Below are 11,950 nucleotides of genomic sequence, written 5' to 3'. Positions count from 1 at the left end.
TTACATTGTCAACTGAAAAAAAGACAGTTGGATCGTTAAGTAATGATTCACTGATTCATCCTAGACATAAGCAAAAAATCTCAAAACCATTTTTGCGGTTTTGAGATTTTTTGCTGTAGTATGAAATGGACGAGCAGTTTATCCGTATAATCAAAGGTTTATCGCTTACGAGAAGATTTGTACGTTTTTTTGGGGGAGTCCATGCGTTCCATATAATAGGATTAGGTGTTCCAATTATATGGCTTTGTTAGGATGTCGGTTCCTTTAGATGTAAAATATCTTCCCAAAAGTGAAAGTATTGATCGGTCAATTGGATTTCAACGATGTCCACCCAATGAATCAATTGCTCATCTAAGGAAAATCCTTTTTCTGTCATGTCTCGTTGGACAAATCCTCGATAAGTGTTGTTATCCTTACAGCGGACAATGATTTCTTGTTTGGCAATAAACGCAGTGATAGCGATCGTTTCAAAATGTTGATGGACTGTTTTCAAAAAATCACTTCTTTCTAGTTTAATGAAATAGGCATTTTATGCTGATCAATGGCAAAACGCTACTCTTCTTCAGGAAAACTTTGGTAAAATTCATCTTTGATCGGAACGATCTCTTCGTTAAGACTTCGGTTACTTAACGTTTCATGTTGTGTGACTGACTGGGGAAAATAGGAAACATCAAACCACTTATCTTCCTGTTTTATTTGAACATGTCGGACGTCACACCAGTGAACGGTCTGTTCTTCAAGGATAAAATAGTCGTGATAAGCTTCACCAGTAAAGAAACCCTCGATGCTTTCTAAGTAGCGGCCAAATTCATCCTTGGTATTTAATTGCAGACTTACTTTTTTATGGTAAAGAAAAGCCTCTAATAAAACACTATCCATTTCTTCTCGAGACATTTGTTCCAACGGACGAATCTCTTTCACTGCCCATGCTTCATTTTTTTTGATTCCAGTGACTAGCTCTTCCATGGCGAATGCGGTGCCCCATTTTAATCCGAATGGGCGATCTCGGTATTCATTGTAGTCGAGAAATTCTTTTTTTGTTCGACGCATAGCCCTCACCTTCAATACCGGCATGACCACCAGCGTGTCCGCCAACGAGTGAACTCCTTGCGATCGCACGGCCACCTTCTAATAAGCTATGGGCATGGACAATTGCACTGAACCCATATTTTTGGCGAATACGATCAACGACAAAATCGATTTTGGCATCGTTGACTTGTTCATCGGGATCTGCAAATAGATTCAATTGCAGACTGTCTGTGTAAATTAGTTTGGAGCAGTTGACACCGACACTGCGAATGTCTTGATGCTGGTAATGTTTACGAAAAAGATTCAATAAAATGAGACTGAGTTCATGACTAGAATTTGTCGGCTCAACTTTTAGTTGTTGATGAAATCCAGTTTTCCCTAGACGATCTCGATAACCTAAAGAGTAGCCCATCCACAAGCTAACAACTTGCGCTTTCGCATGTTCACGCCGCAGACGAGTTCCGACTTGATCAGCCATTTCTTTAAGAACGATTTCAAGTTCTTCACGCCTTGTATAATCACGATTCAAAATTTGACTATTCCCAATACTTTTTGATTTGGGGGTATAGTCTTCTCCCAAAAAGCTTCGATCAATTCCCCAAGCATGGGCAAAAAGCTGGGTGCCAATCACTCCAAATTTTTCTTTTAGTTGGTAATAATCCGCATGAGCTAAATCATGAACAGAATGAATCCCCAGTCGTTTGAGTCGTTTGGCTGTCCGATGTCCAATTCCCCAAAAATCGGTGAGAGAAGGAATACGCCAAACGTTGTCTGCCACATCTGCATAGCGCCATTCGGCCTTTCGCTCTTTTCCTTTAGAACCGTTATCCAACGCTAACTTAGCTAGTAGTGGATTATCACCAATCCCAATAGTTGTATGGATTCCTGTTTGTTGGTAGACATCCTGATAGATGATTTCAGCTAGATCCCAAGCACTTTTGACTTTAAAAAGTTTCAAGCTGTTGGTGACATCAAGAAAGCTTTCATCGACAGAATAGACATGGTGATTCTCTTCATCCACGTACTTTTTATAAATAGCATTGATCTCGGTATTTTTTTTCATGTAGTAAGCCATTCGTGGAGGGACCATATAAAGATCGTCGGGATAGGGAAAGGGTAAATCTCTTGCTCGACTGATATTTGTAATATGATAGGCTTTTTTTGCGGCTGGACTGGCAGCTAAGATCAAGCCACTCCCACGTTCATCGGTTTTCCCTGACGGATAGGACATGACGACGAGTTTGGTTGTTAGAGGATCTAAATGACGTTCGGCACACTCAACAGAAGCATAAAACGACTTACAATCGATGCAAAGAATATCTCTCGAAGGTTCTTTTGTGTAATCAAAGACTGGATTTTGATTTCGAATCATATTCGTCACCTCTTCTTATTGATTAGAACACATGTTCGCGTTTTGTGTCAACGAAAAAAACGTGATGGAATGGGTAAAAAAACAGTGGAGAAGAAGATTGTTGTCTTTTTATCGTTTAGAGAAATGGGTAGTATCTGAAGCAAAATTAATTGAAAGAAAAAACAGCTGGATGACCTCATTAGTTAATAAAAAAAGTTATTTTATTTTTTGCTGATCAGAAAGTCATTAGGAAGTTTTACACTGAAAAAAGAATGAGCCTAGGTATACTCATCATTAGAATGGTAAAAAAAGATTTACTCTGAAATTATCGTGTAAAAGTGCACAAAATCGTTTATAATGAATCCGATCGAATGAGAACGATTCTCAATGAAGGAGGAAGTAAAATGAGAGAGATCGATTTTTCCAAAACATTATTTGAATTAGTTACAGAGTATCCAGAAGTCAAACAAATCATGGCAGAGCTAGGATTTAATGCCATCAACCAACCTGGGATGTTGCAAACTGCTGGTCGCTATATGACGATTCCTAAAGGGGCTCAAATGAAAAAAATTCCTTTAGAACAAATTGTTACTGCCTTTGAAACATCAGGATTTATTGTGAAAGGATTGGTAAAATGAAACCCACGAATCAACGACAAGAACGGATTGTTGAAATCCTGTCACTTTTACATAAAGGTGGTTCTTTTGAAGAAGCAAAACGATTGTTCAATGAAGAATTTGAGGGAGTCGATGTTACGGAAATCACTGCTGCGGAAAAAGCATTGATTCAAAGCGGTCTTGATCCGTCAGAAATCCAAAAGTTATGTAATATCCATGCAGCTGTTTTTAAAGGAGCGATCAATGAGATCCATCATTCCAATTATGAACATGCACAACCAGGACACCCGATCCATACCTTAAAGTTAGAAAACCAAGTGTTGCAGTCGTTACTGACGGATGAAATTGACGGGTTATTGGCAAAAATGGCTAAAGGTGATTGGTCACAAAAGGAACGATTGCAACACGCTTTGACTGATTTATTGCAGATCGACAAGCATTATGCACGAAAAGAAACGTTGATCTTTTCTTATATGGAAAAATACGGAATCTCAGCCCCACCTAAAGTGATGTGGGGTGTAGATGATGATATCCGTGAAATGATCAAAGCGCTGAATGCTTATTTAGCTACAGACAAAGCGGCTTATAATCCGCTATCCGAAAAATGGGAAGCAGTAAAAACAGAAATTGAAGAGATGATTTTTAAGGAAGAGGAGATCATGGTACCCATGACCTTAGATGTGTTTAGCCTTAAAGATTGGGAACAAATCGCTCATGACAGCTTTGATATCGGTTTTGCGTTTATCCCTGAACCACTTCCATGGAAGCCAAGCCAAGAATCACTCGAAAAAGAAAGCGAACGGGAACCAGCTCGTCAATTAGCCATTAAAAAAGCTAAAGAAACGACCGATGGTATTGCTGCTGGTCTTGGGATCGAAGAGTTTACGTCAGAGGCAATTCAAGACGAAACAGCACCTATGACTGATTTAGTTGTGCAATTTCCGACAGGAGCGTTACAGTTGGAGCAATTAGTTGCCTTGTTTCAAGTGTTGCCTGTGGATTTGACATTTGTTGATCATGAGGATCGGGTTCGTTTCTTCTCAGAAGGAAAGAAACGGGTCTTTCCAAGAACTACTTCTGTCATTGGTCGTGAAGTCGTCAACTGTCATCCACCAAAAAGCATGCATCTTGTCCAACAAATACTTGACGATTTCCGTACAGGAACAAGGGATTCAGCAGAATTTTGGATTGATATGAGAGGACGGAAAATTTATATTCGCTACTTTGCTTTAAAAAATGAGACAGGTGATTATCTTGGGTGCTTAGAAGTCACGCAAGATATTACTGAGATCCAAAAGTTAGACGGACAAAAACGATTGTAAGAGCGGGCAAATTTCAAAATAAAGAACAATTTCAGCTCACTTTTGGGCTCGTTTGATTATAGAAGTAGAAGCCGGACATGCTGTTGATACTTTTCTATGGTATTTTCAGCATTCTCCTGCGACTATTTAGTGGGTAAATTGGAGTTTTTATCAGGTAAAAGCCCTTTTTTCATACCCTTTGATCATTTTATTCAAGAAATTGTTTGACTTCTTTCAAAAACATCTCTATACTTAAACTCAATCTTATATCAGTTTGGAGCGATTATTATGAAAATCACACATAGTTCACAACTGAATAATTATTACTTTAGCTATTTTAGATAAGTTTGTATTCATACGATTATGGGTGCAAACATCAGCGTTTGTTTGTATCTATGATGGCTAAGGATGTTTGAGATGACTTGCTCGCCGCATAGATGAAAAATCTATAGTGGCTTTTTTATTTGATTGATTCAGGGGCTCACTGTAGATGGATTTTCTACGGTGGGCTTTTTTTGTTACATAAAGGGGGAACTAAACGCATTCAAACAAGGTATAAGCAAAGTAACGATTGATTTGCAAGAATTTATGTAATCCAATCAAACAGCGAGGAAATCGATGAAGCGAAACACAAAATAAAAAACAAAGGGAGTTATTGTATGATTCTAATCATTAAACCAGGTATCCAAGAAAGTGAGTTAACACAAGTGATTGAACGTATTAAAGAAGAAGGGCTAGATGTACAGATCAACCATGGTAAAGATCGTTTTGTCTTAGGGCTTTTAGGAGATCCAAAGGTAATTCGGGATGTTCCGTTTGAACGCTACGATATCGTAGAACGTGCCGTACCGATTACCAATACGTACAAATTGACGTCACGAGAATTTCATCCTCAAGATACGATCGTTGATGTAGCTGGAGTGAAAATCGGTGATGGGAGCTTTGTGACAATGGCTGGTCCTTGTTCTGTCGAAGGGGAAGAGCAAATCATGGAGACAGCACGAATGGCTAAGGCTGGTGGTGCTAAAATCTTACGTGGTGGTGCCTACAAACCAAGAACGTCACCATACGCTTTCCAAGGATTAGGTGAAGAAGGGTTGAAAATGATGCGTAAAGCTGCGGATCATTATGACTTGAAAGTGATTACCGAAGTGATGGATGAAGCGCATATCGATGTGGTCAGTGAATACGCAGATATCATTCAAATCGGCGCACGAAATATGCAAAATTTCCGTTTATTAGAAGCTGTAGGACGAACAGGTAAACCAATTGGCTTAAAACGTGGCATCTCAGGTACGATCGAAGAGTGGTTAAATGCCGCTGAATACATTGCAGTTCAAAACAATTCAAACATCATCTTCATTGAACGCGGAATCCGCACTTACGAAACAGCTACTAGAAATACATTCGATCTAAGTGCCGTACCACTGATCAAAAAATTAAGTCATTTCCCGATCATCGTTGACCCAAGTCATGGAACGGGTGTCTGGGACTTAGTGACACCAATGGCACGAGCAGGTGTTGCTAGTGGGGCAGATGGAATGATTGTAGAGATCCATCCTGATCCGATTCATGCTTGGTCTGATGGACAGCAGTCATTGAATGAGAAAAACTACCTGAAAATGATGAATGAAGTGGACATCTTAGTAGAAGCGATGAAGAAAATCAACGCTTTATAGAGAGGAGAAACACGGATGTTAGAAGTTGTCTTACCCGAAAAAAGCTATGAGATCATCATCCAGCGAAACGCACTAGATCAAGTCGCAGATTGGCTTTCCGGTTTATGGCAAGAAAAGAAAATTGCGATCATTAGTGATGAAAATGTCTTTCCGCTTTATGGTCAAAAGATACAACAACAATTAGCCGATCGGTATGAGGTTGTGAATTATGTTATTCCGGCTGGCGAAGAAAGTAAATCACTGTCGATGGCTGCTAAATTATATGATTTTCTAGCCACTGAACAATTGACGAGAAGTGATGGCATTATTGCTCTAGGTGGCGGTGTTGTAGGCGATTTAGCTGGTTTTGTGGCATCAACTTACATGAGAGGAATTTCTTTTGTACAGATTCCTACCTCCTTATTGGCACAAGTAGACTCAAGCATAGGCGGCAAAACAGCAGTCAATGCACCAAACGCCAAAAATATGATTGGCACATTTGCACAGCCAGACGGTGTGTTGATTGATCCAGAAACGCTGATGACATTACCAGTAAAAAGGATCCAAGAAGGAATTGCAGAAATCATCAAGTGTGGTGCGATCAAGGATGAAAGTCTTTGGAGAGAGTTAGCTCGTTTTATTGATGTAGCTGATTTAGTAGCACATAGCGAGCTAGTGATCGAAAAAGCTTTACGTGTAAAAAAAGAAGTAGTAGAAGAAGATCAATTTGATCAAGGCAGTCGTTTGTTCCTCAACTTTGGTCACACGATCGGACACGCTATCGAGCAAACAGCAGGATATGGACAAATTAGTCATGGAGAAGCAGTGGCGATCGGCATGGTACAAATCAGTCGGAATGCTGAAAAAAGGAAAGAAACACCTGAAGGAACGACGCAACAACTTATCAAGATGATCCAAAAGTATCAGTTGCCCATTTCTTACGAACCATGGGATGAACAGGCGTTGTTCCAGGCGATCACTCATGATAAAAAAGCCCGGGGAAAACAGTTGAAAATTATTTTATTAGAAAAAATCGGTCAGGCAAAAATCCAATCGATCCCAATCGAAGCAATCAAAAATTATTTAGAAGAAGGTGAGTAAATGCGTTACTTAACAGCAGGAGAATCACATGGTCCTAATTTGACAGCGATTATTGAAGGAGTTCCAGCAGGCTTAACCTTATCGATTGAGGCAATCAATCAAGAATTAGCTAGACGACAAGGTGGTTATGGTCGAGGTGGGCGCATGAAGATTGAAAAAGATCAAGTGACAATCACGTCGGGTATTCGTCACGGCAAAACATTAGGCTCACCGATCACAATGACTGTCACGAACAAAGATTGGAAGAACTGGCAAACGGTGATGTCAGTTACTCCAGTTTCTGAAAAAGAAGAAAATCTACGACGAGTGGCTAAACCAAGACCAGGTCATGCCGATTTAGTTGGTGGTATGAAGTATCAACACCATGATCTTAGAAATGTATTAGAGCGTTCTTCCGCAAGAGAAACGACGATGCGAGTAGCAATCGGGGCACTAGCAAAACAGATTTTAGCTGCTTTAGATATAGAGATTGCTAGTCATGTAGCGATCCTTGGAGGAATCAAAGCGAATGTGCCAGAGAATTTGACCGTGACAGAAATCAAAGAAAAGACGACTATCTCCGAAGTGAACATGGTAGATCTAATGATTGAAGAGGAAGTAAAAGCCTTGATCGATGCTACTAAAAAAGCAGGAGACACTTTGGGAGGTGTAGTGGAAGTTCGGGTCGAAAATGTGCCAGCAGGGTTAGGGAGCTATGTACAGTGGGATAAAAAATTAGACGGTAAGTTAGCTCAAGCGATGTTAAGCATCAATGCTTTTAAGGGAGTCGAATTTGGAATTGGGTTTGAAGCTGCTTCGTTACCAGGATCACAGGTGATGGATGAAATCACTTGGGACGAAAGCGGCTATCACCGAGCAAGTAATCATTTAGGTGGCTTTGAAGGTGGAATGACCAACGGAGAACAGATTATTGTTCGGGGCGTGATGAAACCAATTCCTACTTTATATAAACCTCTCATGAGCGTGAACATCGATACTAAAGAACCTTATAAAGCTAGTGTGGAACGTTCCGATAGTACGGCAGTTCCAGCAGCTTCAGTCGTCGCAGAGCATGTGATTGCGACCACTCTTGTTCGCGAGATACTTGAGCATTTTCCAGCAGATAATATGCAAGAATTAAAAAAAGCCGTTGCAAATCACCGCCAAATGACCCAAGAATTCTAATCGGAGGTAGCGATGAAAAAAAAGGTGTTTGTCATAGGATTGGGTCTGATTGGCGCTTCCTTATGCCGAGCGATCAAAGGGTCAGCAATTACCCTTTATGGCTGGGATCATTCAGAAGAAACAAGAGAAATAGCGGAAAAAACACAGTTAGTCGATCAGGTTGTCACAGGGATCGAGGCAGCTAGTCAAATGGATGTGATTATCCTTGCCGTTCCAGTTCAAGTTAGCTTGGAGTATCTCAACTGTTTGGCGACACTTCCCTTGAAAGAAACAGTATTAGTAAGTGATACCGGAAGTACGAAAGCGACGATAATGGCGCTAGCGAAGCAACTCCCATTTGATTTTATTGGTGGGCATCCGATGGCTGGTTCACATAAATCAGGAGTAAAAGCAGGCAATCCGTATTTATTTGAAGAAGCGTATTATATCGTAACGGATGACTGTCAAAGTAAACGTACAGAAGAACTGATCGCTTTACTACGTCCTACTCGAGCAAAGTTTGTTCGCTTAACTGCCAAAGATCACGATGAGATCGTTGGGGTGCTAAGTCATTTGCCACATATTGTTGCATCAGGATTAGTACAAATCAGCGAGAAGCTGAATCAAAAATATCCACGTGCCTCACAATTAGCCGCTGGCGGATTCCGGGATATTACACGGATTGCTTCATCAGATCCCCAAATGTGGACGGATATTTTAATGACGAACCAAGAAATGATGATTCAGTTGATGGAAGACTGGCAAGGCGCAATGGAAACGTTAAAACAGGAACTGATTGATCAAAACCAATCGGCAATTCAAGAGTTCTTTGTGCAGGCAAAACAAACACGGGATCAGTTGCCCCGGAAAAAACAAGGAGCGATTCCAGCTTTTTATGATTTATATGTCGATATTCCCGATATCGCTGGTGCTGTCGCAAAAGTTACTAACGTACTAAGTCAGGCAAATCTTTCCATTATTAATTTGAGCATCCAAGAAACAAGAGAAGATATTTTTGGTGTGTTAGAGTTGTCTTTTAAAAATCAAGCGGATTTACTTAAAGGACAGAAGCTGATCGAAGCCGAAAAATTTCATTGTTGGATAAGGAGTTGAAGTCATGAAACTATTGACAGCTAAAAATGGGATCAATGGAGAATTAGTGATTCCTGCTGATAAATCGATTTCCCATCGCAGCATCATGTTTGGTGCGATCAGCAAAGGAACTACGATCGTCAACAATTTTTTAAAAGCTGAAGATTGTTTAAGTACGATTGCAGTTTTTAAGCAATTAGGGGTACGTATTACCGAAAAAAATGAACAAATCATGATTGAAGGAAAAGGATTTGAAGGATTAACAGCACCATCTTCTAGGCTAGATGCAGGAAATTCTGGCACAACGATGCGCTTAGTATTAGGAATTTTGGCAGGCTGTCCATTTACTTCTGAGATTGCAGGGGATGCTTCTTTGAATCGCCGTCCGATGGAACGTGTGATGAAGCCATTGCGTGAGATGGGTGCTGATTTACAAGGAACGGCCGAAGCTGAATTTCCTCCACTAAAAGTAACTGGAAATACATTGCACGGGATCGAGTATCACATGCCCATTGCTAGTGCGCAAGTGAAGTCTGCTATCCTTTTTGCAGCTTTACAAGCCGAAGGGACCACTAAAATCATCGAGAAAGAACAGTCAAGGAACCATACCGAAGAGATGATCAAGCAATTCGGTGGGAAGATCCAAGTGGAAGGAAAAGAAATTATAGTCACTGGACCGCAGCAGTTGATCGGACAAGAAGTCACTGTCCCAGGGGATATTTCTTCGGCTGCGTTTTATCTCGTCGCAGCAAGTATTTTAGCAAACAGTGAAGTCCTCTTAAAACAAGTAGGAATCAATCCGACACGGACAGGGATTCTCGATGTGCTGATGCAAATGGGTGCTAATATTGAAGAAAGACAGCTGGATGAGCAAAATCAAGCAGCAGATTTGATTGTCCGTTCTGCGCAACTCCATGCTTGTGAGATCCAAGGAGAAATCATCCCACGCTTGATTGATGAGTTACCGATCATTGCATTAGCTGCTACTCAAGCAACAGGCACAACCATCATTCGTGATGCTCAGGAATTAAAAGTCAAAGAAACAAATCGGATTGATGCAACTGCGGAAGAATTAACGAAAATGGGTGCGAACATTGAACCGACAGAAGATGGTTTGATTATTCACGGACCAACACCTTTACATGGAGCGACAGTGGATAGCCATGGGGACCATCGAATTGGGATGATGTTACAAATCGCCGCTTTACTAACCGCAGAACCTGTCGAATTACTCAATCCTGAAGCAGTCAATATTTCATATCCTGAATTTTTTACGGATCTAGCCAAATTGGTTCAGGAGGACCCATCATGACGTCACTTGTATTGATCGGTTTTATGGGCGCTGGTAAGACGACGATCAGTAAGAAACTAGCGGCTCGATTGGATCAACCAGTCATCGATATGGATGACTATTTAGTTCAACAATTAGGCTGTTCCATTGAGCAATACTTTGCTACCTTCGGAGAAGCCGCGTTTCGCGACCACGAAACCGCTCTTTTAAAAACAATTTTACAAAAAAAGGCAGTGATCGCTACTGGTGGCGGGGTTGTCTTACAGAAAGAAAATCAGGAACTATTAAAACAGCAACAAGTCATTTATTTAAAAGGAGAAGCCGATATCTTGATCGAACGGATACGACAAGATCAAACAAATATTCGACCGTTAGCGTTAAAGAATAGTGACACAAAACTACGTGAGATCATGTGGGAACGGGAAAAAATATACAAAAGTTTAGCAAAAATCACGATAGATACGTCTAAGAAATCGCCAGACGAAATTATCACAGAAATCATAAAGTGGGTAGAAAATAATGATGAAAATTGGGTATCTAGGTCCTAAAGGTTCCTTTACTTATAGTGCGGCCACACGTTATTTCAAACAAGGTACTTTTCTTTCTTATGATTCCTTGATTGATTTGATCGATGCACAATTAGAAAAAGAGATTACTTATGCAATGGTGCCAATCGAAAATACGATTGAAGGTTCTGTTTTGCCAACACTTGATCATGTGTATGAGACATTACCTTCTATTCAAGGAGAAATCGTTCTGCCGATCCGACAACAATTGATGGTCCATCCGACCCAACAAGCCAACTGGCGAAATATCACAAAGATTTGTAGTCATCCACAAGCATTAGCCCAATCACAACTTTTTCTACGGGCAAATTTTCCAAAGGTCGAGATTGAACAAGTAGGTTCCACTGCCCAAGGAGCCCAGCAAGTAGCAACCCATCCAGAAGAATGTCTAGGTGCGATCGGCTCCAAAGAAGCTGCAAACGAATTTGGGTTGACCATCGTGCAATCAGATATCCAGTCCATTGCAACTAATGAGACCCGTTTTTGGGTTCTAAGTGCCGCGCCTGTTGATGCAAAATTACAAAAAAACAGTCATAAAGCGACATTCTTTGTGGATTTGCCAGAAAATAAACCAGGGGCGCTTTATCAAGTTCTTTCGGTCTTTGCTAATAATCAAGTGAATTTAACAAAAATCGAATCACGCCCACAAAAAACGCGGTTAGGCGAATACTTTTTTGTTATCGATGTTGCTATCGATGACAAGATCGACAAGGTGAATGAGCTGATTGAAGTGCTAAAAGAGCAAGGCTATCCTACGCATTTGGTTGGTTGTTATCCGGTTTATCACATCGATGAATGACT

Annotated in this window: 12 protein-coding genes; 9 read left to right on the top strand and 3 right to left on the bottom strand. The window is 40.6% G+C overall.

Going from position 1 to position 11,950, the window contains the following annotated elements:
* Positions 1-247: 247 nt before the first annotated feature.
* From AB5M32_RS12525 to AB5M32_RS12515, 3 genes are read right to left on the bottom strand one after another with little or no spacing between them, the layout of a single operon-like run.
* A complete protein-coding gene (locus tag AB5M32_RS12525) occupies positions 248-493 on the bottom strand; it encodes a hypothetical protein (protein ID WP_010720185.1) in 246 nt (81 codons plus the stop codon).
* Between the two features lie 59 nt (positions 494-552).
* Positions 553-1,050: a hypothetical protein gene (locus tag AB5M32_RS12520; protein ID WP_053765838.1), complete on the bottom strand. Its 498-nt coding sequence runs from the start codon at positions 1,048-1,050 to the stop codon at positions 553-555.
* The gene (locus tag AB5M32_RS12515; protein ID WP_081127667.1) at positions 1,013-2,401 is read right to left on the bottom strand and encodes a Y-family DNA polymerase; all 1,389 of its coding nucleotides are present in this window, start codon (positions 2,399-2,401) and stop codon (positions 1,013-1,015) included. The genes AB5M32_RS12520 and AB5M32_RS12515 overlap by 38 nt, the downstream gene beginning before the upstream one ends.
* A 383-nt stretch (positions 2,402-2,784) precedes the next feature.
* Between AB5M32_RS12515 and AB5M32_RS12510 the strand changes: the two genes are divergently transcribed.
* The 9 genes from AB5M32_RS12510 (at position 2,785) to pheA (ending at position 11,948) form a co-directional block, all read left to right on the top strand.
* Complete coding sequence (locus tag AB5M32_RS12510; RefSeq protein WP_034699449.1) at positions 2,785-3,018, top strand: DUF1858 domain-containing protein; 234 nt, start codon at positions 2,785-2,787, stop codon at positions 3,016-3,018.
* On the top strand, positions 3,015-4,319 hold the full coding sequence (locus AB5M32_RS12505) for a DUF438 domain-containing protein (protein WP_063626520.1): 1,305 nt from the start codon (positions 3,015-3,017) through the stop codon (positions 4,317-4,319). Before AB5M32_RS12510 ends, AB5M32_RS12505 begins: the two co-directional genes overlap by 4 nt.
* 638 nt (positions 4,320-4,957) lie before the next feature.
* A complete protein-coding gene (gene aroF, locus AB5M32_RS12500) occupies positions 4,958-5,977 on the top strand; it encodes a 3-deoxy-7-phosphoheptulonate synthase (RefSeq protein ID WP_010738525.1) in 1,020 nt (339 codons plus the stop codon).
* A 15-nt stretch (positions 5,978-5,992) separates the two neighbouring features.
* Entirely contained in the window at positions 5,993-7,057 is a 1,065-nt protein-coding gene (aroB, locus tag AB5M32_RS12495) for a 3-dehydroquinate synthase (RefSeq protein ID WP_081127671.1), read from the top strand.
* Positions 7,058-8,221, top strand: coding sequence for a chorismate synthase (gene aroC, locus AB5M32_RS12490; protein WP_063626521.1), 1,164 nt, complete (start codon positions 7,058-7,060; stop codon positions 8,219-8,221). It abuts the gene before it with no gap.
* 12 nt (positions 8,222-8,233) lie between these two features.
* Entirely contained in the window at positions 8,234-9,313 is a 1,080-nt protein-coding gene (locus AB5M32_RS12485; protein ID WP_178286859.1) for a prephenate dehydrogenase, read from the top strand.
* 4 nt (positions 9,314-9,317) lie between these two features.
* A complete protein-coding gene (gene aroA, locus AB5M32_RS12480; RefSeq protein WP_034699459.1) occupies positions 9,318-10,604 on the top strand; it encodes a 3-phosphoshikimate 1-carboxyvinyltransferase in 1,287 nt (428 codons plus the stop codon).
* Positions 10,601-11,131 (top strand): shikimate kinase, encoded by a 531-nt coding sequence (locus AB5M32_RS12475; protein ID WP_010720175.1) that lies wholly within the window; start codon positions 10,601-10,603, stop codon positions 11,129-11,131. Before aroA ends, AB5M32_RS12475 begins: the two co-directional genes overlap by 4 nt.
* Positions 11,103-11,948 (top strand): prephenate dehydratase, encoded by an 846-nt coding sequence (gene pheA, locus AB5M32_RS12470; protein WP_034699462.1) that lies wholly within the window; start codon positions 11,103-11,105, stop codon positions 11,946-11,948. Before AB5M32_RS12475 ends, pheA begins: the two co-directional genes overlap by 29 nt.
* Positions 11,949-11,950: the final 2 nt, after the last annotated feature.

The organism is Enterococcus sp. C57 (assembly GCF_040887305.1).
GTDB lineage: Bacteria > Bacillota > Bacilli > Lactobacillales > Enterococcaceae > Enterococcus_B > Enterococcus_B hirae.
Note: the sequence above shows the minus strand (reverse complement) of the source record. Positions and strands in the feature narration are given on the sequence as shown.

Coding starts and splice junctions, on each gene's coding strand:
- AB5M32_RS12520 (WP_053765838.1), bottom strand. CDS start 1,050: ATGCGTCGAACAAAAAAAGAATTTCTCGACTACAATGAATACCGAGAT.
- AB5M32_RS12515 (WP_081127667.1), bottom strand. CDS start 2,401: ATGATTCGAAATCAAAATCCAGTCTTTGATTACACAAAAGAACCTTCG.
- AB5M32_RS12510 (WP_034699449.1), top strand. CDS start 2,785: ATGAGAGAGATCGATTTTTCCAAAACATTATTTGAATTAGTTACAGAG.
- AB5M32_RS12505 (WP_063626520.1), top strand. CDS start 3,015: ATGAAACCCACGAATCAACGACAAGAACGGATTGTTGAAATCCTGTCA.
- aroF (WP_010738525.1), top strand. CDS start 4,958: ATGATTCTAATCATTAAACCAGGTATCCAAGAAAGTGAGTTAACACAA.
- aroB (WP_081127671.1), top strand. CDS start 5,993: ATGTTAGAAGTTGTCTTACCCGAAAAAAGCTATGAGATCATCATCCAG.
- aroC (WP_063626521.1), top strand. CDS start 7,058: ATGCGTTACTTAACAGCAGGAGAATCACATGGTCCTAATTTGACAGCG.
- AB5M32_RS12485 (WP_178286859.1), top strand. CDS start 8,234: ATGAAAAAAAAGGTGTTTGTCATAGGATTGGGTCTGATTGGCGCTTCC.
- aroA (WP_034699459.1), top strand. CDS start 9,318: ATGAAACTATTGACAGCTAAAAATGGGATCAATGGAGAATTAGTGATT.
- AB5M32_RS12475 (WP_010720175.1), top strand. CDS start 10,601: ATGACGTCACTTGTATTGATCGGTTTTATGGGCGCTGGTAAGACGACG.
- pheA (WP_034699462.1), top strand. CDS start 11,103: ATGATGAAAATTGGGTATCTAGGTCCTAAAGGTTCCTTTACTTATAGT.